The sequence below is a fragment of the Streptomyces sp. SP18CS02 genome, assembly GCF_036322365.1.
Classification (GTDB): Bacteria; Actinomycetota; Actinomycetes; order Streptomycetales; family Streptomycetaceae; genus Streptomyces.
The window spans coordinates 144,448-165,308 of the sequence record NZ_JAQYXC010000276.1; the positions used below are offsets into that span (position 1 = coordinate 144,448).

The 20,861-nt window shown below is 71.8% G+C and carries 17 protein-coding genes and 3 tRNA genes; 12 read left to right on the top strand and 8 right to left on the bottom strand.

What is annotated here, in order from left to right; all coding sequences use genetic code 11:
• Window positions 1-127: 127 nt before the first annotated feature.
• Entirely contained in the window at window positions 128-1,087 is a 960-nt protein-coding gene (locus tag PUR26_RS13000; protein WP_329872261.1) for an NAD-dependent epimerase/dehydratase family protein, read from the bottom strand.
• Complete coding sequence (locus PUR26_RS13005) at window positions 1,084-1,710, bottom strand: ScbR family autoregulator-binding transcription factor (protein ID WP_329872263.1); 627 nt, start codon at window positions 1,708-1,710, stop codon at window positions 1,084-1,086. Before PUR26_RS13005 ends, PUR26_RS13000 begins: the two co-directional genes overlap by 4 nt.
• A 112-nt stretch (window positions 1,711-1,822) precedes the next feature.
• Here PUR26_RS13005 and PUR26_RS13010 point away from each other — a divergent pair, with 112 nt between their 5' ends.
• Complete coding sequence (locus PUR26_RS13010; RefSeq protein WP_329872264.1) at window positions 1,823-2,800, top strand: ScbA/BarX family gamma-butyrolactone biosynthesis protein; 978 nt, start codon at window positions 1,823-1,825, stop codon at window positions 2,798-2,800.
• Window positions 2,801-2,846: 46 nt separating this feature from the next.
• Window positions 2,847-3,764 (top strand): LysR family transcriptional regulator, encoded by a 918-nt coding sequence (locus PUR26_RS13015; protein ID WP_329872266.1) that lies wholly within the window; start codon window positions 2,847-2,849, stop codon window positions 3,762-3,764.
• 132 nt (window positions 3,765-3,896) lie between these two features.
• On the opposite strand, the gene hemA is transcribed toward PUR26_RS13015, so the two are convergent.
• Window positions 3,897-5,129: a 5-aminolevulinate synthase gene (hemA, locus tag PUR26_RS13020; protein WP_329872267.1), complete on the bottom strand. Its 1,233-nt coding sequence runs from the start codon at window positions 5,127-5,129 to the stop codon at window positions 3,897-3,899.
• A 211-nt stretch (window positions 5,130-5,340) separates the two neighbouring features.
• Here hemA and PUR26_RS13025 point away from each other — a divergent pair, with 211 nt between their 5' ends.
• The 3 genes from PUR26_RS13025 (at window position 5,341) to asnB (ending at window position 9,050) form a co-directional block, all read left to right on the top strand.
• Entirely contained in the window at window positions 5,341-5,841 is a 501-nt protein-coding gene (locus tag PUR26_RS13025; protein ID WP_329872269.1) for a GNAT family N-acetyltransferase, read from the top strand.
• Between the two features lie 3 nt (window positions 5,842-5,844).
• Window positions 5,845-6,912, top strand: a complete 1,068-nt coding sequence (locus tag PUR26_RS13030) for a Gfo/Idh/MocA family oxidoreductase (RefSeq protein WP_329872271.1) — start codon at window positions 5,845-5,847, stop codon at window positions 6,910-6,912.
• A gap of 287 nt (window positions 6,913-7,199) precedes the next feature.
• Complete coding sequence (asnB, locus tag PUR26_RS13035) at window positions 7,200-9,050, top strand: asparagine synthase (glutamine-hydrolyzing) (RefSeq protein ID WP_329872273.1); 1,851 nt, start codon at window positions 7,200-7,202, stop codon at window positions 9,048-9,050.
• Between the two features lie 80 nt (window positions 9,051-9,130).
• Here asnB and PUR26_RS13040 read toward each other — a convergent pair whose 3' ends face one another.
• Window positions 9,131-9,466, bottom strand: coding sequence for an ArsR/SmtB family transcription factor (locus tag PUR26_RS13040; protein WP_329872275.1), 336 nt, complete (start codon window positions 9,464-9,466; stop codon window positions 9,131-9,133).
• 123 nt (window positions 9,467-9,589) lie between these two features.
• Between PUR26_RS13040 and PUR26_RS13045 the strand changes: the two genes are divergently transcribed.
• Entirely contained in the window at window positions 9,590-10,801 is a 1,212-nt protein-coding gene (locus PUR26_RS13045; protein ID WP_329872277.1) for an MFS transporter, read from the top strand.
• 91 nt (window positions 10,802-10,892) lie between these two features.
• Here PUR26_RS13045 and istB read toward each other — a convergent pair whose 3' ends face one another.
• Window positions 10,893-12,095 (bottom strand): IS21-like element helper ATPase IstB, encoded by a 1,203-nt coding sequence (gene istB, locus PUR26_RS13050; RefSeq protein ID WP_443077066.1) that lies wholly within the window; start codon window positions 12,093-12,095, stop codon window positions 10,893-10,895.
• A 576-nt stretch (window positions 12,096-12,671) separates the two neighbouring features.
• On the opposite strand from istB, the gene PUR26_RS13055 reads away from it, so the two are divergent.
• The gene (locus PUR26_RS13055; RefSeq protein ID WP_329872281.1) at window positions 12,672-13,034 is read left to right on the top strand and encodes a peptidase inhibitor family I36 protein; all 363 of its coding nucleotides are present in this window, start codon (window positions 12,672-12,674) and stop codon (window positions 13,032-13,034) included.
• A 74-nt stretch (window positions 13,035-13,108) separates the two neighbouring features.
• Window positions 13,109-14,092 (top strand): hypothetical protein, encoded by a 984-nt coding sequence (locus PUR26_RS13060; protein WP_329872283.1) that lies wholly within the window; start codon window positions 13,109-13,111, stop codon window positions 14,090-14,092.
• A 265-nt stretch (window positions 14,093-14,357) separates the two neighbouring features.
• Here PUR26_RS13060 and PUR26_RS13065 read toward each other — a convergent pair.
• The 3 genes from PUR26_RS13065 to PUR26_RS13075 all read right to left on the bottom strand — a co-directional run bounded on the left by PUR26_RS13065 (window position 14,358) and on the right by PUR26_RS13075 (window position 14,782).
• Window positions 14,358-14,434 (bottom strand) — tRNA-Ile (locus PUR26_RS13065).
• Between the two features lie 197 nt (window positions 14,435-14,631).
• Window positions 14,632-14,704: transfer RNA gene (locus tag PUR26_RS13070), tRNA-Asn, on the bottom strand.
• Window positions 14,705-14,709: 5 nt separating this feature from the next.
• Window positions 14,710-14,782: transfer RNA gene (locus PUR26_RS13075), tRNA-Asn, on the bottom strand.
• Between the two features lie 205 nt (window positions 14,783-14,987).
• Here PUR26_RS13075 and PUR26_RS13080 point away from each other — a divergent pair.
• From PUR26_RS13080 to PUR26_RS13095, 4 genes are all read left to right on the top strand, one after another.
• Window positions 14,988-15,287 carry a YtxH domain-containing protein gene (locus PUR26_RS13080; protein ID WP_329872285.1) on the top strand — a complete coding sequence of 100 codons (300 nt, stop codon included), beginning with the start codon at window positions 14,988-14,990 and terminating at the stop codon, window positions 15,285-15,287.
• Between the two features lie 260 nt (window positions 15,288-15,547).
• Window positions 15,548-16,987, top strand: a complete 1,440-nt coding sequence (locus PUR26_RS13085; RefSeq protein WP_329872286.1) for an FGGY family carbohydrate kinase — start codon at window positions 15,548-15,550, stop codon at window positions 16,985-16,987.
• A gap of 191 nt (window positions 16,988-17,178) precedes the next feature.
• Window positions 17,179-18,912 (top strand): ABC transporter ATP-binding protein, encoded by a 1,734-nt coding sequence (locus tag PUR26_RS13090; protein ID WP_329872287.1) that lies wholly within the window; start codon window positions 17,179-17,181, stop codon window positions 18,910-18,912.
• On the top strand, window positions 18,912-20,849 hold the full coding sequence (locus PUR26_RS13095; RefSeq protein ID WP_329872288.1) for an ABC transporter ATP-binding protein: 1,938 nt from the start codon (window positions 18,912-18,914) through the stop codon (window positions 20,847-20,849). The genes PUR26_RS13090 and PUR26_RS13095 overlap by 1 nt, the downstream gene beginning before the upstream one ends.
• Window positions 20,850-20,861 lie beyond the last annotated feature (12 nt).

Consider the following 20,861-nt stretch of genomic DNA (forward strand, 5'->3'; position numbering starts at 1 on the left):
GACGGGCGGCGGACCGGGGACGTCCGCCCCCGTCACCCGCCGGAACGGGCCCGGCTCCCCTGCTGTCAGGGGGAGCCGGGCCCCTTCCGCGCACCCGGCCTGGACCCGGCTCCCGGGCGGCGGTCCCTCACCGGAGACTCGCCAGATGGTCCCGGTACCAGTCCGCCGACGCGGCGAGCCCGGCCTCCACGCCGGGGCCCGGCGGGCAGTCCGAGCGGTGCCAGATGTCGTCGCCGCGGTACCAGTGGTCCTGGGCCAGCAGCGAGAACTGGCGCTCACTCACCCTGCCCGGGGTCGCCGCCAGCAGCGCGAGGCACTCCTCCCACGCCGGCCGGCGGCCGGGCACGGCCGGAAGCACGCCCAGGGCGGCCAGGCGGTCCAGCAGGTCCCCGACGCGCACCGGCTCCGGATGGCTCGCGTGGTGGACCCCGGCCGGTGCCGGACGGGACGAGAGCGCGAGCGTCGCGATCAGCCGCGCCAGGTCCTCCACGCCCACCATCGACAGGCGCGCGTCGCCGCCGGCCCAGTGGCCGGGCACCCGCTCCACCAGCTCGGCCAGCGCCGGGACGACCCAGCGGTCCCCCGCGCCCAGCACCAGCCCGGGGCGCAGCACGGTGGCGCCCGCGTCCAGGGCGAACCGCTCCCCCGCCAGCCGGGTCCTGCTCGCCGGGGAGACCGGGGCGGTCTCCGTCGTCTCCACGGTGGTGCCGCTGTGCGGCCCCTTGCCGTAGACCGCCGCCGTGGAGAGGTGGACGATCCGGCCGACCCCGTGGCGCCCCGCGTCCGCCATGAGGGCCGCGGTCCCCGCCACGTTCACCGCGGCGCAGCTCTCCTCGTCGCCGGCGACCTTGGCGGCCAGGTGGAGCAGGACGTCGGCGCGCCGGCACACGTCCCGCAGGCTGTGCGGGGCGGAGAGGTCCGCCCAGGTCCAGGTTCCGCCCGCCTCGGTCCACCAGGCCGGCGGGGTGCCGCGCCCGACGGCCCTGAGTTCCACTCCGGCGCCCTCGCGCCGCGCCGCCAGCGCCGCCGCCACCCGCCCCCCGATGAATCCCGTGACTCCGGTGACGACGACCCGGCGCGCGCTCACGCCCACGAGGGGTAGGACTCGTCGAGGAGGGCGACCCGCTCCAGCCCCTCGGCGGTGGCGATGCCGGGCAGCAGGTAGCGCCAGAGGGAGACGATCCGGCGCGGGAGGTCCTTACGGCCGGAGGCGATCTGGGACAGTATCTGCGTCCCCGTGTACGCCCCCACGAGCGTCTGGGCGAACTCCTCCGTGTCGAGGTCCGCGCGCACCTCGCCCTTCTCGCGGGCCGCCACCAGCTCCTCCCTGAACCGCTCGGCCCACCATCCGTAGATGGAGTCGTCGTGGTGGGCGGGCCCGCTGGGATCCACCGCGAGCCGCACGCCGGCCCGCAGCAGCACATTGGACTGGAGCTCCTTCGCCAGGGCGAGGGTCACGTCCACGAGCTGCCGCAGGCCGTCGGGGCTCTCCGGCAGCCGGACGTCGGAGGCCTGTTCGAGCATGACCGCCCGCGCGAGCTCCTCCTTGGACTTGAAGTGGAAGTACATCGCGCCCTGGGTGACACCGGCCCGCGCCAGGATCTTGGTGATCCCCGCTCCGTCGTAGCCGGTCTCGTCGAACACCTCGGCGGCTGCGCGAAGGATCGCTTTACGCGTCTGAACTGCGCGTTCTTGCATTCGTCTCACCATGCGGGGCCACCGGGCTTCCTCGACAACAAACAGAACACCCTCTATGTTATGGGCAGTAAGCAACGAAGTGCCACACCGTGGCACGGCAGTGCCGAAAGGGGAGGGGAAACCAATGCACGCGCCCGCACGCACCGCAGCCGAGACTCCTGGGACCGAGGACCGATCCGTATCACCGTCCCAGGTGCACAAGTCCGACCCGGACGAGGTGTACCTGACGCGATGGCACCGGACCGGCCCGGACGCCTTCCGAATAACCGCCAGCTGGCCCGAGACCCACGCCTTCTACCTGGTCGACCAGGCGTGCGACCCGCTCCTGCTGTGCGAGACCGTCCGCCAGACCTTCCCGCTCCTGTGCCACGCGGCCTATGACGTACCCGTCGGCCACCAGCTCATCTGGGAGCGCTTCTCGTACCGGATCGAGGCGCACGCCCGCCCCGGACAGGAGCTCGGCCGGGACGTCGAACTGCACGTGGAGTGCCACGACATCACGTACCGGGGCTTACGGCCCGCCGCCCTGTCGATGCGCTTCGTCATCACCCGCGGCGGGCAGCGCGTGGCCACCGCCGACACCCGCTTCACCATCCAGACCCCGGCCGTCTACCGCCGGCTGCGCGGCGAACAGGCCGACGCGCCACGCGTCATGGCCGAAGCGCCGCCCGCGCCGACGCCTCTCCCGCACCGGCTCGCCGGCCGCGCCCGCGCCGCCGATGTCGTCCTGGCGCCGTCGCCGCCGGGTGCCTACGACGCGTGCGGCTCCGTCCGGCGGCTGCGGGTGGACACCGGCCACCCGGTCCTGTTCGACCACGCCGTCGACCACGTCCCCGGGATGCTGCTGCTCGAAGCGGCCCACCAGGCCACGCGCCTCTCCCATGGCCCGGGCCGCGCCAGAATCCTGGCCCTGGAGTGCGCGTTCTACCGGTACGTCGAGCTCGACGCGCCCTGCGCGATCATCACCGCCCCCCTCGACGCGCCCGCCGGCGACGCCCGCCGCCTCTCCGTCACGGCCCTGCAGGACGACCAGGTCCGGTTCTCGGCGAGTGTGACGTACGCCGACCCCCAGCCCGCGGCGGCCGACCGCACGGCTGCCTGACCGACGAGGCCCGGACCCACGGCCCTGAGGGAATCGAGGATCACCCATGCGGATCTCAGACGTCAGTTTCAGGCAGCTGCACGCCTTCCTGGCGGTGGCGGACACACTCAGCTTCACCCACGCGGCGACACAGCTGGAGAGCAACCAGCCGGCCCTCACCCGCTCCATCCGCAAGCTGGAGGAGCAGCTGGGCGTCCGGCTCTTCCACCGCACCACCCGCCAGGTCTCCCTGAGTCCGGCGGGCATCCAGCTGCGGGAGCAGCTGCAGACCCTGCTCCCGCGCGTCGAGGAGGCGCTGTTCCCCGGCGCCCGGCGGCCCGCCCTGCGGCTCGGATTCTGCTGGCTGCTGCCCGACGGATGGGTGCAGGAGGCCATCGTCCGGTTCGAGCAGGAGACCGGTGTCCCCGTGGAGCTGCGCCGCAGGGACGACCCGTGCGCGGGGGTCGACCAGGGCGCGGCCGACGTGGCGATACTGCGCGGGCGGCCGCCCCTCGACGGCGTGCGGCTCACCCCGCTGGGCACCGAGGAGTACGTCGTGGCGACCCCCGTCCGCCATCCGCTGGCGACGCGTTCACGGGTGGAGTGGACGGAACTGGCCGAATACCCGGTCGTCGTCAACTCGGTGAGCGGATCGGTGGGGGACGACGACTGGCCCGGCGGACAGCGGCCCCACGTGGCCCTGCGGTGCGACAACTTCGACGAGTGCCTGGAGTCGGTCGCCGCGGGGCGCGGGATCAGTGTCGTACCGGACCTCGTCCTGCGCCGCAATCTCCACCCCTCGGTGCGGTTCGTGCCGCTGCGCGGCGCGCCCGTCATCCCCATCTCGCTCATCCGGCCGGTCCAGGGCGCGCACCCGCTCGTGGACCGCTTCACCTCGGTGGTGCAGCGGGCGAGGTCCGCGGCGGCCGGCCGGCGGGTCGCCGTCCCCGTCCGCTCCGGACTCGTCGGCGGACCGCGCCGATGAGGCCGGCGGCACGGCCGCCGCGCCGGGGGGCACGGCGGCCGTGCCGCGGGACGCGGCAGGGGTGTCGGGGGCGCGGCGGCCGTGCCGCGGGGCGCCGGCCGACCCGCCGCGCGCCCCCGGCCGTACGCCGGGTCAGCCGGCCACCGGCTCCGCGTGCCTGCGGGCCAGTCCCGCCCGGTCCCAGATGCCGTCCAGCGCCCGGGCGAAGGCGACCACCTCGCTGTCGCTGTGCTGCGGAGTGGGAGTGACCCGCAGCCGCTCCGAACCGGGCGCCACACTGGGCGAGTTGATGGGCTGGACGTAGCAGCCGTGCCGCTCCAGCAGTTCGTCGGCGACCGCCCGGCAGGCCGCGGCGTCACCGATGAGCACCGGGACGATGTGCGCCTCGTCCGAGACCACCGGGATGCCGTGCTCGGCCAGCAGTGCCTTGAGCAGCTCGGCCTTCGCCCGCAGCTGCGCGCGTTCCCGGTCGGAGCGCTTGAGGTGACGCACGGCCGCGAGCGCGCCGGCCGCCACGGCCGGCGGCAGCGAGGTGGTGAAGATGAACGCGGAGGCGAAGCTGCGGACCGCGTCGATGACCGGGGCGGGACCCGCCACATAGCCGCCCGCGGCGCCGAACGCCTTCGCCAGGGTGCCCTGGACGACGTCGAAGCGGCCCTCCAGACCCAGTTCGGCGGCCTTGCCCGCGCCCCGCGGGCCGTACATGCCCACCGCGTGCACCTCGTCGAGGTAGGTGAACGCGCCGTACTGCTCGGCGAGTTCGGCGGTACGGCGCAGGGGCGCCACATCGCTCTCCATCGAGTAGACGCTCTCCAGCGCGATGAGTTTGGGCAGCGCGGGGTCGGTGCCCGCCAGCAACTCCTCCAGATGGTCGGCGTCGTTGTGGCGGAAGACGTGCTTCTCGGCTCCGCTGTGCCGGATGCCCGCGATCATCGACGCGTGGTTGAGCTCGTCGGAGAAGACCACGCACCCGGGCAGTCTCCCGGCCAGCACGGTCAGGGCGGCGTCGTTCGCCGCATAGCCGGACGGGAAGATCAGGGCCGCCTCGGTGCCGTGCAGATCGGCCAGTTCCTCCTCCAGGCTCACGTGGTAGTGACTGTTGCCCGAGATGTTGCGCGAGCCGCCGCTGCCGGCCCCCGACTCGTCGACGGCCCGCTTCATCGCGTCGAGGACCAGTGGGTGCTGGCCCATCCCCAGATAGTCGTTGCTGCACCAGACGCTGATGCGCCGCCCGGGGCCGGGACCGTGTTTCAGTGCCGCCGGGAACGATCCGGCCCTGCGCTCGATCTCAAGGAACGTCCGGTAGCCGCCCCGCCGCTTGAGCGCTTCTATTTCGGCGGAGAAGAAATCGACATAGCTGAACATGAATCCTCCGTCAAACACGTTCACATCCCTCTGACGGGGGAAAGCTAGCCCCCTCTTCGACCGAAGAGAAATGCCAGCCTGAACGGCCCTATGGTGGTCACACATAAAGCGAGGCAGCGAAGACGCCGAAGCCAGTCATGTGCAAAGTACATAGATGATTCACGTCTCTCATTTCTCTTGTTGCCGAAACCCTCTTACAGTCCTTCACGTGATGGCGCTTCGAAATCTCCAGCCTCGGCCGGCGACTGCCGCCGACAAGGATGAGCTCGTCCGGCTGCGTGCCTTTCTGCTCAGCACGGGCGACGGTGCGTACGTGGCCCGCGACCCGGCCGAGGACGCCGCCTGGCGGCACGGATACCGGGTGTGGCTCGACCGGGTGCTGACCCGCCGGGACGACCGGGTGCACGTCGCGGTCATCGGCGGTCCGGCCCGCCTCGACGCCTGCGCGATCGCGGTCGTCGACGACCGGGCCCCCACGGCCCACTGCCCGGAGGGGCGGGCCGGCTGGGTGCAGTCGGTGGTGGTCGATCCGGCCCGGCGGCGGCAGGGTCTGGGTTCCCGGGTGATGGCGTACACGCTCGCCTGGCTGAGGGCCCAGGGCGCCTCGCCGGTGGCCCTCCAGACCACCGGGGACGGCGCGCGGCTCTATCGGAATCTTGGCTTCCGGTCGACCGGCGAGGATCTGTTGACCCTTGACCTGAGAGGGACGTGACGCATGAGAGTTCTGATCGTCGGACTGGGTTACGCGGGCACACGCTTCCGCACGGCGTTCGAGAACGCCGGGGAGAAGGCCGGGGAATCCATGGCGTTCGCCCATGTGGGACGCAACGGCCCCCGGTCGGACATCCCCTATTACGATTCCGTTCACCGGGCCCTGGCCGGATTCGGCCCTGATGTCGTGGTGGTGACCGTCCCGGACGAGGCCCATGCCGCTGTGCTTTCGGAGCTGGCCGGTTATGAGGGCTTCGTCGTCGCGGAGAAGCCTCTCACCACTTCCCGGGACGATACGACGGCCGTCGAGTCGGCCCTCGCCAAGGTCTCCGGATTCTGCCTCGATCTCGTCGAGCGCTATTCGGAGGCCACCGTTTTCCTGCGGGATCACATCCGGCGGAACGGTCTTCGACTGGTCAGGGCCCATTTCACCTGGGGCAAGGACCGGATCAACGACCACCGCCCCACCAGCGGCGTCCCGAGCGAGGTCGTCCATCCGCTCGACCTGGTCCAGTGGATCGCGGGCGACGGCGAGCGGATCGCCCTCGAATCGGCCCTGGGCACCCGTTCCGACTTCTCCGTCTCGGGCCCCGAGGTCCTGGACAGCGTCGCGCTGGCGGGCCGCCTCGCCTCCGGGACGGTCACCGGCTACAGCAGCTTCGTCAGCATCACGCGCAAGCGCGAGGTGGACTTCGTCCTGCGCTCCCCGGAGGGCGGGCTGGTGTACGCGAACACGGTGTACGACACGCCCGCCTGGGACGCCGACCGGCTGCGGATCTGGCGGCGTACCGACGACGGCGACGAGGTGATCCACGAGCTGAACACCGGCGACCGGCCCGTCCCGCCCGGTGCCGGGACGGTCGTCAAGCTGGGCAGGATGGCCGCCGACGTCACCTCGTTCGTGGTCTCGGGCCGGCGGCCCGGCATCCCCTTCCCCGGCCTGGCGGACGCGCTCGGGCTCCAGCACCTGCTCGACACCGTGGAGCGCGAGGTGCGGACCACCGGCCCGGTCACCTACTTCCCCGACGGCAGGACCGTCCTCCGGGAAGCCGACTGGGAGCGCCTCGGCTAGGGAGTGTCCGGAGAGTGCCGGCGTCCGCCCGGAGGGGCGGGGCTGCGGCGTCCGGTGCGCGCGCGATCGCACGGCGCGGGAGGGAGCCGACGCGGTGGGGGTGCCCCCGCGCCGCCCCCGCCCTCGCGCTCCTCACCGGCGCCTCCCTTTCCGACGGCCTTCCCGCGACGTTTCCGACGGCCTTCCCCGCGACCTTTCCGACGACCTTCCCCGGGACCTTTCCGACAACCTTCCCCACGAACCTCCCCACGACCTGACGACCTTTCAGACACCGCAAGGAGACCGCCATGTGCGGAATTGCCGGATGGGTGGACTTCGCTCGCGACGTCCGCCAGGACCAGCGGACCCTCTCGGCCATCACCCGGACGATGGCCTGCCGGGGCCCGGACGCGGAGGGCATGTGGGCCGACGAGCACGCGGCCCTGGGGCACCGGAGGCTCTCGATCATCGACCTCGACGGCGGCCGCCAGCCGATGACGGCCGAGGAGGACGGCCGGACGCTGGCCTGCCTGACGTACAGCGGCGAGGTCTACAACTTCCAGGAGCTCCGCCGCGAACTGGAGTCCCGGGGGCACCGCTTCCGCACCCGCAGCGACACCGAGGTGGTGCTGCGCGGGTACCTGGAGTGGGGCGAGGACCTGGTGAGCCGGCTCAACGGCATGTACGCCTTCGCCCTCTGGGACCCTCGCGAGCAGACCCTGCTGCTGATCCGCGACCGGATGGGCGTCAAGCCGCTCTACTACTTCCCCACCGCGGACGGCGTCGTGTTCGGCTCCGAGCCGAAGGCGATCCTCGGACACCCCTCCGTGCCCCGCCGGGTCGGCGCCGACGGCCTGCGCGAGGTGCTGGAGATGGTGAAGACCCCGGAGCAGGGCGTCTTCTCGGGGATGTACGAGGTCCGGCCCGGCCAGCTGGTGCGGATCGGCCGCTCGGGGCTGACCAAGCGGACCTACTGGTCCCTGGAGGCCCGGGAGCACACCGACGACCTGGACACGACCATCGCGACCGTGCGCGGACTGCTCGAGGACATCGTGGAGCGGCAGACGGTCGCGGATGTACCGCTGTGCTCACTGCTCTCCGGCGGTCTGGACTCCTCCGCGATCACCGCCCTCGCCTCGCAGAAGCTGGCCGGCCGGGGCGAGGGCCCGGTGCGCTCGTTCTCCGTGGACTTCGCCGACCACGGGGCGGAGTTCGTGGTCGACCCGGTGCGCGGAACCTCCGACGCGCCGTTCGTCCGCGACCTGGTCCAGCACATCGGCGCGGAGCACAGCGAGGTCGTCATCGACAGCGCGGAGCTGGCCGACCCGGAGCTGCGGGCCAAGGTCCTGGGCGCCCTGGACCTGCCGCCGGCCTACTGGGGCGACATGTGGCCCTCGCTCTACCGGCTGTTCCAGGCCGTCCGTGCCCGTTCGACGGTCGCGCTCTCGGGCGAGTCGGCGGACGAGGTCTTCGGCGGGTACCGCTGGTTCTTCGACCAGGAGGCGGTGCGGGCGCAGACGTTCCCCTGGCTCACCTCCGCGACCGGCAAGTACTTCGACGGGAAGTCGCTCTTCGACCCGGGGCTGATCCAGAAGCTGGGCATGCCGGAGTTCCTGCGCGACAGCTACGCCCAGGCGGTCTCCGAGACCCCGGTACTGACGGGCGAGGGCGGGACCGACCGCCGCATGCGGGAGATGAGTTACGTCAATCTCACGCGCTTCGTCCAGACCCTGCTCGACCGCAAGGACCGGATGAGCATGGCCGTCGGCCTGGAGGTGCGCGTGCCCTTCTGCGACCACCGCCTGGTCGACTACGTCTTCAACGTGCCGTGGGAGATGAAGTCCTTCGACGGCCGGGAGAAGAGCCTGCTGCGGGCCGCCACCAAGGACCTTCTGCCCGACTCCATCGTTGGGCGCGTCAAGAGCCCCTACCCGACCACGCAGGACCCGGCGTACGAACTCGGGCTGCGCCGGTCGCTGTCCGCGGTGCTCGCCGACCCCTCCTCGCCCGTCCTGCCGCTGCTCGACCGGGCCGCGGTCACCAGCCTGCTGGAGCGCCCGGTCAGCGCCATGAGCGCCCAGTACGAGCGGTCCGGCCTGGAGATGGCCCTCGGCCTCGACTCCTGGCTCCGCGCGTACGACATCTCCGTGGACCTCTGAGCGGCGCGGCGGCGGGTGCCGGCCGGCGCCCGCCGTCCGCCCGGGGCGGGCCGACGGCCGTCCCCATGGGGCGGGTCCGGCTACCGGCGGGCGCCGGCCGAGGTGTACCCGCACTTCACGGCGAAGCCCAGGACCTGGTCGAGGAGTCCGGGGAACCGGCCCTCCAGGTCGCCCAGGCGCAGCGAGTTGTAGCAGCGAGTGCCCTCGGAGCGGACGTACAGGACACCGGCCTCGCGGAGGATCTTCAGGTGATGGGTCATCGTCGACTTGGCGATGTCGCCGCCCAGCTCGCCCGCGGTGCGCTCACCGCCGTCGGAGAGCTGCACCGCGATGCCCAGCCGGGTGGCGTCGCTCAGCGCGAAGAGTACTTCCGGCAGGCGGATGTCGGCAGGGTCCGGGTGGACGTAACGGCGCACCCCTCAAGAATCGCACAGCCGACCGCGTACGGATCGGCTGGTTTTCCCTCCCCCGGCTTGCCTTCGCGGCACATCCCCCCATGATGTACTAATGAACCGCGATCATCGAACATTGGGATCCCAGTGAAACTCGTCTACCTCCTCGGCATCGGCGCCTTCGCGCTCGGCCTGGACGCCTATGTGACCGCCGGTCTGCTCCCCGTCATCGCGGAGGACTTCGACTCGTCCGTCTCGGCCACGGGGCAGATGGTCACGACCTTCACCCTCGCCTACGCCATCGCCTCCCCGATCTTCGCCACCTTCCTCTCCGCGTCCCGGGTACGGGTCGGGCTCCTCGGCTCCCTGGCGGTCTTCGCGGTCGCCAACGCGGGCAGCGCGCTCTCCGCCTCGCTCCCCGTCCTGCTCGTCACCCGCGCCTTCGCCGGAGTGGGCGCCGGCCTCTACCTGGCGCTCGCCGCCGCGGCGGCGGCCTCGCTCGTCGACAAGGAGCGGCGCGGGCGCGCGCTCGCCGTGATCATGGGGGGCATGAGCTCCGGCACGGTCCTCGGCGTGCCCGCCGGCGTCTTCATCGCCGAGCACGCGGGCTGGCGTTCCACGCTGTGGCTGGTGACCGCCATCGGCCTGGTGTCCTTCGCCGGACTGGTCCTGCGGCTGCCCGCCCTGCCCGCCGCCACCTCGGTCTCGCTGCGCCAGCGCGCCCAGGTGCTGACGGACCCCCGGGTCGCCTCGATCGTCGGCGTCTCCTTCTTCGCCGCCGTGGCGAGCCTCGGCCTGTACACGTACTTCGCCCCGGTGATGGCGACCGACGCCATGGGCGGCGTGGAGAGCATCACCCCCTACCTGTGGGCGTGGGGCATCGGGGGTGTCGTGGGCAGTGTCCTGATCGGCTCCCTGGTGGACCGCGTACGCCGCCCGTACACCCTGGTCGTGGGGATCCTGGTGCTGCTGGTCCTGGCGCTCGTCGCCTTCCGCGTCACGGCGTCGATCCACCCGCTCGTCGCCCTGGCCCCGATCGCCGTCTGGGGAGCCGTGGGCTGGGCCCTGCAGGTGCCGCAGCAGAACGACCTGCTGGAAGCGCGCGGCGACAAGGGCGGCCCGGTCGCCGTCGCCCTGAACGAGTCCGCCCTCTACCTCGGCAGCGCCGTCGGCTCCGGCCTGGGCGGGGTGGCCTTCTCGCTCGGCTGGAACGGTTCGGTGCTGCCGCTGTGGGCGGCGGGCGCGGCGCTGCTCGGCCTGCTGCTCCAGCTCACCGCCGTGCGCGCCTCGGCGAACCGGCGGGCCGCCGCGGCGCCCACGGCGCCCACGGCGCCCACGCTGTCGCGGGCGGGCGACTGAGGCACGGCCCGGCCATGGACGGCGGTCATCGGGCGGACCGCCGCACAGGGGCCCCGGTCATGGCGGTCCGGGGCTCCTGTCGCGCCCGTCCTCACCTGCCCGGCTCGCCCCAGCCGTTGACGGCGACGCCTTCGAGCCGGCGGGTGCGGTAGCTCTCCCCTTCGAGGGTGACGACCTCCGCGTGATGGGCGAGCCGGTCCACCGTCGCCGAGGCCAGACCGGGGTCGCCGAACACCTCGTCCCACCGGCCGAAGGGCCGGTCGCTGGTCACGATCAGCGAGGCGCGCTCGTAGCGGTGCGAGACGAGCTGGAAGAGGAGGTTGGCCGCCTCGTCCTCGAAGGGCACATAACCGAGTTCGTCCACGATCAGCAGCGGGCAGTCGTCCAGCCGGGCCAGCTCCTTGCCCAGGCGGCCGGCGGCCTTGGCCTCACCGAGCCGGGCGGCCCACTCGGCGGCGGTGGCGAACTGCACTCGGTGACCCGCCTGGCAGGCCCGCACGCCCAGCGCGACGGCGAGGTGCGTCTTGCCGGTGCCCGGTGCCCCGAGGAAGACCACATTGCTCCGGCGGGTGATGAAGTCGGTCTTGCCCAGCCGGACGAGCGTCTGCGGGTCGGGCGACCGGAGATGGCCGTCGTCGAACATCTCCAGGACCTTGCGGGACGGGAAGCCCGCCGCCTCGATCCGCGCCTCGGCCCCCGCCCTCGGGTCCTCGCGCTCCGCCTGCTCGCCGGCCTCACGGCGGTCCCGCTGCCGCGGCAGGATCGCGACGTGCGGCTCCTTCGGCGCGTGCCCCCGGCTCTCGTGCGCCGCCATGGGGCCGGACATGTAGGCCAGGATCGCCGCCGAGAACACGAACGCCATATGGATCACCGTCCCCCAGAGCAGCGAGTGCCGGCTGGTGTGGTGCACGTCCACGAACATCTGGAGCAGGTGGACCGAGGAGATGCCGACGATCGCGGTGGCCAGCTTGACCTTCAGCACGTTGGAGTTCACGTGCGACAGCCACTCGGGCTGGTCGCGGTGCCCCTGGAGCCCGATGCGGGAGACGAAGGTCTCGTACCCCCCGACGATCACCATGATCAGCAGATTGGCGATCATCACCACATCGACCAGCTTGAGGACGGCGAGCATCACATGCGTCTCGTCCGCCTGGCCGGTGATGACGTGCTCGATGAGGCTCCACAGCTCGTTGAAGAACTTGTAGACGTAGACGCCCTGGGCGGCCACCAGGCCGAAGTACAGGGGCGCTTGGAGCCAGCGGGTGGCGAACAACGCGTACCCGAGGGTCGTCATGGTCGACGCGGGGGACGCGGGCGGGACGGGGCGGGGCAAGGGGACCTCCAACGAAGGGCAGGCTTCGCATTCTTCTGGCTGGCCGCCGAAAATCTGAATTCGTGCCACTCGTTGGGATTAATAGAATTGCAGTAGGACAACAGCTGGTATGTCCGACGGGTGTTCGGCCTCCGCGCCTCGCCACCCGCTCCCACCTCTCCGGGAGCCCCCGCGCTCCGCCCGCTCCGCGTCATCGCGCCGCGCCCGTCGTCACCCTTCCCGTGGCGCCGGGACGCCACGGGCGGCAGCGCGCGCCGGTCCCGCGGCCTGTCCGAGCAGGGACCGGACACGGGACGGGACATGTCCGGGGCGGCCGCGGGACAGTGCCGGAACGTGCGGGTACGCGGACCGGGACGGGTGGGCGCTGTCCGGGACGGACCACGGCCGTTGCCCCGTCCGCGCACCGCGTCACAGGATCTGACCGGCCCGGACGAATTCGACGGCTCCCCTTTCGGAGTTCCGTCGCCCGGCCGCATTCCCCATCCCATTCGCCGTTCCGCGCAGCCCTGCCCGGAACAACAGATCGAGGTGAATCTTTTGATCAGGAAGACCATCGCATCGGCCGTGGCCGCGACCGGTCTCATCGCGGGAAGTCTGCTCCTCGCCGCTCCCGCCCAGGCGGCACCCAGTGACTGCGCGTCCGGCAATTTCTGCATGTGGACCGACTACAACAACGTGGGCCAGTACCGGGCCTACAGCTACCACAAGGACCCGGTCCCCGCGCCGCTGAACAACAATGACCGCTCGTCCTACAACCGCATGTCCCAGGCCGGAATGGAGCTCTACTCCGGCACCGGATACAGCGGCTACATGGGGTGCTCGCGCCCGGGGGCGCGATGGACGCACCACTCCCCCGAAAGGACCGTCGAGTCCATCAAGAAGGTCAGCAGCTGCGGCTGACCGGGCGAACGCGTGGGCGGTACGGGACGGGAAATCCCGTACCGCCCCCACCACCGGATTCCCAGGAGACAGCAATGACGCGCAACGGCACTCCGGCCGTTCTCCGCCTGCTCGCCACGGTCGCCCTCGCCCTGTCCGCCTCCGCCTGCGCGAGCCCCGACGGCCCGCACGGCGCACCCGCGCCGTCCCGGGCCGCCGACGCCGAGGCGCTGCGGCAGGCGCTGCACCTGCCCGCCGGGACGAAACGGTTGCTCGCCGACGCCGAGCAGGAGCTCGTACGGACCTGCATGGCCCGCCGCGGCTTCTCGTATTTCTACGACGCGGCCACCGCCGAGGCATTCGAGGCCGCCGCCGGTGACCGGCTGAGGGAAATGCACCGGGACGATGTGGAGCGGGCCCGCCGGGAGGGCTTCGGGAACATCACCGAGGAGAGGACCGGATCGAAGGCGGAACGCGCGGAGGCGGGCTATCTCAAGAAACTGACGCCTCGGCAGCGGGAAGCGTGGAGCAACACACTCGGCGGTCCGCCCGACCAGCCGACGATCAAGGTGGAGGTCCCCGGAGTGGGCGTCATGGAAAGTCCCGCCTCGGGCTGTCTCGCACAGGCGCGCACCGAGCTCTACGGCGCGTACGAGAAATGGATACGGGCCGACACGTTCGTGAACAGCCGATTCCTTCCCGTGAATGACGAGGTGAAGAAGAGCCCGGACTACGCACGGGTGACCCGGGAATGGAGCAGCTGCATGCGGGACCGGGGTCGTGAATTCACCACGCCCGACGACGCGCTCGAAGCGGCGGCGGCCGAAAGCCGGGCCGGTGCGGGGATCTTCCGGAAGCCCGACCACGGGACGGCGGTGGCCTCCGCCGAGTGCGACCGGAAGGTGGGGCTCTCCAGGACGCATCGCGAGCTGTTCGACCGGTTCACCGTGGGCTGGGCCGAGCGGCACCGCGCGGAGGTGGCGGACTACCGGCGCCTCAACGCCGAGGCCGCCGCCCGGGCGGGCCGTCTCGCCGGCGGGGACCCGACGACGGCGGGTCCTGCCGGGTCGCGGGGGTGAGAGGGTCCGGGGAGTGAGGAGGTGCGGGGCGCCGGGGTGCGGGGGGCCGGGGTGAGGTGATCGTCACACCCGGTTACGGACCTTGACCGGCGTACGGACGAAGGCGGCGGCCCCTGGCCGCGGACCCGGGCCCGCCGGACGAGGGAACGGCCGTCCCGGACGTCCCCCGCGGGGACCCCTGGCCCGGCAGCACCCTCGCGGGTGCCTTCGCGTCGCGTCCGGCCGGCGGAGCCGACGGGCGAAACGTTTCTTCACCACTGGCCTGTGGTGGGGCGGGTGGGACTCGAACCCACGGCCGACGGATTATGAGTCCGCTGCTCTAACCGGCTGAGCTACCGCCCCTAACGGCGCGTCGCGCACATTTGTGCGCGCCGTCTGCCGCAGCATAGCCGCTCATACGATCTCCTGCTCCGGATGGTCGGCAACGCATGACCATGAGGACTGCGCTGCGCCCTGCGCGGTTCCACCGGAGCCGAAAAACGCCGGAAAACGCCAGAAAAACGGAAGAGGACCCCGCTGGGGGTCCTCTTCCGTCATTGCTCCCCCGGCTGGACTCGAACCAGCAACCCTCCGGTTAACAGCCGAATGCTCTGCCAATTGAGCTACAGGGGACCGCGCTCCCCCGACTGGACTCGAACCAGTAACCTGCCGGTTAACAGCCGGCTGCTCTGCCAATTGAGCTACAGGGGATTGCTGCGTTGCACCGAACGTACCTACCCGGGAGGCTCCCGGGCGGCGCTCGCTCGCTGCGACACATACATTAGCGCAAGCAGGGGGGTGCTCCGCCAATCGGTATCGCCCGGACCACCGGCTGGGTCACCAGCGGGTGATCGGGGTGATCTCCGGCCATCCCGGGTAGGCGGCCAGCACCTACGCCTACGGAAGGGTGGCAGCCATGCGGTACAAGCTCACGTTCGTCGTCGGACTGGCCGTCGGGTACGTCCTCGGCACACGGGCCGGGCGCGAACGCTACGAACAGCTCCGGAAGTCCGCGCGTCAGTTGTCCCAGAACCCGGCCGTGCGCAACGCCGCCGAGTCGGCGGCCCAGACCAGCCGCGACGCGGCCGGCAAGGCCTTCCACGCCGTGAGCGACAAGGTCGGGGACAGGGTGCCCGACTCCGTCGCCCAGCGCGTGCGGTCGCTGCGGGAGCGCAGCCAGGGCGGCGAGGACGACTGGGGGACCAGCAACACCTAGGCCGTGTCCGGATCGGGCCGGAACGGTGAGCGGGGTCCGGCGCCTGGGGCATCCCCGGGCCCCCGGGTCCGAGGGGACGGATCGCGCGGCGACCGGCGACGACGCGGCGACGCGCGGTGCCGGGGCGCGCGAGCCCGGCCCCGGTCCGGATCCGGACGGGAGACCCACGCCACGGATCGCGCGAGGGGCCCGGGAGCCGGGCCCGGGCGGCCGGTGCACCTCGGGCCCGGCACCCGGCGGAGTGCGGCAGAATCTTCGGTATGGGGATAGTCGCAGGGTTGGACAGTTCGTCGGGTTTCACACGTATCGTCGTCTGCGACGCGGACACGGGTGCCGTCTTGCGGCAGGGCTATGCCCCGCACCCCGTGGAGCCGAAGGCCACCGAGGTCGACCCGCAGGCATGGCTGCTGTCACTGGGCGAGGCCGCCTCGGGCGGGCTGCTCGAAGGGGTCCAGGCCATCGGCGTCTCCGCGCAGCAGCACGGACTGGTCCCGCTGGACCGGCAGGGCTCCCTGGTGCGCCCCGCGCTGGTCGGCAACGACAAGCGGGCGCAGGTGGCCGCCGCCGATCTGGTCGAGGGGTTCGGCGGACGCCGGGCGTGGGCCGAGGCCGTGGGGTGCGTACCCCAGGCGGCGCAGCCGGTGTCGAAGCTGCGCTGGCTGGCGCGCAACGAGCCGGAGGCGGCGCAGCGCGTCGCCATGGTGATGCAGCCGCACGACTGGCTGGTGTGGCAGCTGCTGGGCCGGCCGGTGCGCAGGACGACCGACCGGGGCGCCGCTTCGGGTACCGGCTACTGGTCGGCGGGCAGCGGTACGTACCGGCCGGATCTGGTCGAGCTGGCCCTGGGCCACCAGGCCGCGCTGCCGGAGGTGCTGGGTCCCGCCGAGGCGGCCGGCATGACGCCCGAGGGGCTGCTGATCTCCGCCGGGACCGGCGAGACCATGGCCGCCGCGCTGGGACTGGGGCTCGGGCCGGGGGACGCCGTGGTGTCGCTCGGGGCGTCCGGTTCGGTGATGGCCGTCCACCACGAGGCGCTGGCCGACCCGAGCGGGATGATCACCGCGTTCGCCGACGCCTCGGGGATGCACATGCCGGTCGTGCACACCTCCAACGCGGTACGGGTGCTGCGCGGGGCCGCCGAGATGCTGGGGGCCGAGGGTCTGGAGGAGCTGTCGGCGCTGGCGCTGAAGTCGACGCCGGGCGCCTCCGGGCTGGTGCTGCTGCCCTATCTGGAGGGTGAGCGGACGCCTCAGCTGCCGCACACCGCCGGGACGCTGAGCGGGCTGCGCCGTGAGTCGATGAAGCCGGAGCACCTGGCGAGGGCGGCGTTCGAGGGCATGCTCTGCTCGCTGGCGGACGCGATGGACGTGCTGCGCGGGCGGGGTGTGGAGATGCGCCGGGTGTTCCTGCTGGGGGCGGCCGCCGAGCTGCCGGCCGTGCAGGCCGCGGCGCCCGCGATCTTCGGCGCGCAGGTCGTCGTGCCCCAGCCGGCGGACTACGCGGCGCTCGGCGCGGCCCGCCAGGCCGCCTGGGCCCTCGGGGTGAGCCGGGGGACGCTGTCGCCGCAGGCCCCGCCGGCCTGGCACGGCGCCGCCGCCCAGGTCTTCGAGGCGGGCGACGAGCTCGCGGTGGGGCAGGCGGTGCGCCAGCAGTACGGCGCGACCCGCGATCAGCTGCACCCGGGGGCGTTCGGGGCCTAGGAAGCACCCGGAAGGTATCGGCGTCCGTATCGGCGTCCGTCCGGGGGCGGGGCTGCGGCGGCCGGTGCCGCCGGCCCGGTCCGCCGGTGCCCCCGGGGCGGACGTCGCTGTGAAGCGGCCCCTTCCGGGGGTTGCGGGGGGCCGCGAAAACGAGTCGTAACGGCTCGGGGGCGCGGGCGATAGTTGATGGTGTGCTCAGACAACTACTGCGGAACCATCTGGGGCCGTACAAGCGGCCCATAGCCCTGTTGGTGGTGCTCCAGCTCCTCCAGACCTGCGCCAGCCTCTACCTGCCCACCCTGAACGCGGACATCATCGACAACGGTGTCGTGAAGGGGGACACCGGTTACATCCTGGAATTCGGCGCGCTCATGGTCGCGGTCTCCGTGGTCCAGGTCGTCGGCAACATCGGCGCCGTGTACTACGGGGCGCGCACCGCTTCGGCGCTGGGGAGGGATGTGCGCGCAGCGGTCTTCGACCGGGTGCAGTCGTTCTCGGCGCGGGAGCTCGGCCAGTTCGGGGCGCCTTCGCTGATCACCCGTACGACCAACGACGTGCAGCAGGTCCAGATGCTGGTGCTGATGGCGTTCACCCTGATGGTGTCGGCGCCGATCATGTGCGTGGGCGGCATCGTCATGGCGCTCGGCCAGGACGTGCCGCTGTCGGCGGTACTGCTGGCGGTGGTGCCGGTGCTCGGGATCGCCGTGTCGCTGATCGTGAGGCGGATGCGGCCGCTCTTCCGCACGATGCAGGAGCGGCTGGACACCGTGAACCGGGTGCTGCGCGAGCAGATCACCGGCAACCGGGTGATCCGCGCCTTCGTGCGGGACGCGTACGAGCGCGAGCGGTTCCGCGGGTCCAACACCGAGCTGACCGATGTGTCGATGTCCACCGGCCGGCTGATGGCGCTGATGTTCCCGACGGTGATGACCGTGGTGAACGTGTCGAGCATCGCGGTGGTCTGGTTCGGCGCGCACCGGATCGACAGCGGCGGGATGGAGATCGGGGCCCTGACGGCCTTCCTCGCGTATCTGATGCAGATCGTGATGGCCGTGATGATGGCCACCTTCATGTTCATGATGGTGCCGCGCGCCGAGGTGTGCGCCGAGCGCATCGAGGAGGTGCTGGGCACCCACAGCAGTGTGGTGCCGCCGGCCGCTCCGGTGCGGGAGCTGCGGCGCCACGGCCATCTGGAGGTGCGGGGCGCCGACTTCCGCTACCCCGGGGCCGAGGAGTCCGTGCTGCGGGAGGTCGATCTGGTCGCCAGGCCCGGCGAGACCACCGCGGTCATCGGGTCGACGGGCAGCGGCAAGTCGACGCTGCTCGGCCTCGTGCCGCGGCTGTTCGACGTGACCGGCGGCGAGGTGCTGGTCGACGGGGTGGACGTGCGCGAGCTGGATCCGATGCTGATGGCGCGGACCGTGGGCCTGGTGCCCCAGAAGCCGTACCTCTTCTCGGGGACGGTCTCGACGAACCTGCGCTACGGCAACCCGGACGCGACCGACGAGGAGTTGTGGCACGCGCTGGAGGTCGCCCAGGCCGCCGATTTCGTCCGGGGCCTGGAGGGCGGCCTGGACGCGCCGATCGCCCAGGGCGGTACGAACGTGTCCGGCGGGCAGCGGCAGCGGCTCGCCATCGCGCGGACGCTGGTGCAGCGGCCGGAGATCTTTCTCTTCGACGACTCGTTCTCGGCGCTGGACTACACGACGGACGCGCGGCTGCGTGCGGCGCTGTCGCGGGAGACCGCCGAGGCGACCGTCGTGATCGTCGCGCAGCGGGTGTCGACCATCCGGGACGCCGACCGGATCGTGGTCCTCGACGAGGGCCGGGTCGTCGGGACGGGCCGTCATCACGAACTGATGCGGGACAACGAGACGTACCGGGAGATCGTGCTCTCCCAGCTGACCGAGGCGGAGGCAGCCTGATGGCCGGTCCTGGTGGACGGATGATGGCCGGGGGCGGCCCCGACCAGCGGTCCATGGACTTCAAGGGGTCCGGCAGGCGCCTGCTGCGGCAGTTGGCGCCGGAGCGGATGACGCTGTGGGCGATGCTGGTGGCGGGCGTGCTGAGCGTCGCGCTGTCGGTGGTCGGGCCCAAGATCCTGGGCGGGGCGACCGACCTGGTCTTCGCGGGCGTCGTCGGGCGCGGGATGCCGGACGGCGCGTCCAAGGAGCAGGCGATCGCGGCCCTGCGGGCGGACGGTGACGGCGGTCTGGCGGACATGCTCTCCGGCGTGGACTTCGTCCCGGGGCAGGGCATCGACTTCGGAGCCGTCGGCGGGGTGCTGCTCGTCGTCCTGGCGATCTACGTGGCGGCCGGGCTGCTGATGCTGGTGTCGACGCGGCTGTCGATCAGTGTGATCAACCGGACCGTGTACCGGATGCGCGAGGACGTCCAGGCGAAGCTGGAGCGGCTGCCGCTGTCGTACTTCGACCGGGCCAAGCGGGGCGAGGTGCTCAGCCGGGCGACGAACGACATCGACAACATCTCCCAGACCATGCAGCAGACGATGGGGCAGCTGATCAACTCGGCGCTGACCATCGTGGGCGTCCTGGCGATGATGTTCTGGATCTCGCCGCTGCTGGCGCTGGTCGCGCTGGTGACCGTGCCGGTGTCGGTGGTGGTGGCGACGAAGGTGGGAAAGCGGTCGCAGCCGCACTTCGTGCAGCAGTGGCAGACGACCGGCAAGCTGAACGCCCACATCGAGGAGATGTACACGGGCCATGCCCTGGTGAAGGTCTTCGGGCGGCAGGACGAGGCCGCGGCGGACTTCCGGGAGCAGAACGAGGCGCTGTACGAGGCCGGGTTCAAGGCGCAGTTCAACAGCGGGATCATGCAGCCGCTGATGTTCTTCGTCTCGAACCTGAACTATGTGCTGGTGGCCGTGGTGGGCGGTCTGCGGGTCGCGTCGGGCACGCTGTCGATCGGTGACGTCCAGGCGTTCATCCAGTACTCCCGTCAGTTCTCCATGCCGCTGACGCAGGTGGCGTCGATGGCGAACCTGGTGCAGTCCGGTGTGGCGTCCGCCGAGCGGGTCTTCGAGCTGCTGGACGCGGACGAGCAGGAGCCGGACGCCCCGGAGTCGGACCGGGCCGCTCTGCCCGAGCGTCCGGCCGGCCGGGTGTCGCTGGAGAAGGTGGCGTTCCGTTACGAGGAGGACCGGCCGCTGATCGAGGATCTGTCGCTGACGGTGGAGCCGGGGCAGACGGTCGCGATCGTGGGTCCGACCGGTGCGGGCAAGACGACGCTGGTGAACCTGCTGATGCGGTTCTACGAGGTGACCGGCGGCCGGATCCTGCTCGACGGGGTGGACGTGGCCCGGATGTCCCGCGAGGAGCTGCGCTCCGGGATCGGCATGGTCCTCCAGGACACCTGGCTGTTCGGCGGCACGATCGCCGACAACATCGCCTACGGCGCTTCGCGCGAGGTGACGCGGGAGGAGATCGAGGAGGCCGCGCGGGCCGCGCACGCCGACCGGTTCGTCCGCACCCTCCCCGACGGCTACGACACCGTCATCGACGACGAGGGGGCGGGCGTCAGCGCGGGCGAGAAGCAGCTGATCACCATCGCCCGGGCGTTCCTGTCCGACCCGGTGATCCTGGTGCTGGACGAGGCGACCAGCTCCGTCGACACCCGGACCGAGGTGCTGATCCAGAAGGCGATGGCGCGGCTGGCCGACGGGCGGACGTCCTTCGTGATCGCGCACCGGCTCTCCACCATCCGGGACGCGGACGTGATCCTGGTGATGGAGAACGGTTCGATCGTCGAACAGGGCACGCACGACGAGCTGTTGCTGGCCGGGGGCGCGTACGCGCGGCTGTACGCGGCCCAGTTCGCCCAGGCGGTCGCCGAGGTGGACTGACCCGTGGGCGGG

Excerpts from the sequence above, each read along its gene's own strand:
- PUR26_RS13005 (WP_329872263.1), bottom strand. The coding sequence starts at position 1,710 with ATGGTGAGACGAATGCAAGAACGCGCAGTTCAGACGCGTAAAGCGATC.
- PUR26_RS13010 (WP_329872264.1), top strand. The coding sequence starts at position 1,823 with ATGCACGCGCCCGCACGCACCGCAGCCGAGACTCCTGGGACCGAGGAC.
- PUR26_RS13015 (WP_329872266.1), top strand. The coding sequence starts at position 2,847 with ATGCGGATCTCAGACGTCAGTTTCAGGCAGCTGCACGCCTTCCTGGCG.
- hemA (WP_329872267.1), bottom strand. The coding sequence starts at position 5,129 with ATGTTCAGCTATGTCGATTTCTTCTCCGCCGAAATAGAAGCGCTCAAG.
- PUR26_RS13025 (WP_329872269.1), top strand. The coding sequence starts at position 5,341 with ATGGCGCTTCGAAATCTCCAGCCTCGGCCGGCGACTGCCGCCGACAAG.
- PUR26_RS13030 (WP_329872271.1), top strand. The coding sequence starts at position 5,845 with ATGAGAGTTCTGATCGTCGGACTGGGTTACGCGGGCACACGCTTCCGC.
- asnB (WP_329872273.1), top strand. The coding sequence starts at position 7,200 with ATGTGCGGAATTGCCGGATGGGTGGACTTCGCTCGCGACGTCCGCCAG.
- istB (WP_443077066.1), bottom strand. The coding sequence starts at position 12,095 with ATGACGACCCTCGGGTACGCGTTGTTCGCCACCCGCTGGCTCCAAGCG.
- PUR26_RS13060 (WP_329872283.1), top strand. The coding sequence starts at position 13,109 with ATGACGCGCAACGGCACTCCGGCCGTTCTCCGCCTGCTCGCCACGGTC.
- PUR26_RS13080 (WP_329872285.1), top strand. The coding sequence starts at position 14,988 with ATGCGGTACAAGCTCACGTTCGTCGTCGGACTGGCCGTCGGGTACGTC.
- PUR26_RS13085 (WP_329872286.1), top strand. The coding sequence starts at position 15,548 with ATGGGGATAGTCGCAGGGTTGGACAGTTCGTCGGGTTTCACACGTATC.
- PUR26_RS13095 (WP_329872288.1), top strand. The coding sequence starts at position 18,912 with ATGGCCGGTCCTGGTGGACGGATGATGGCCGGGGGCGGCCCCGACCAG.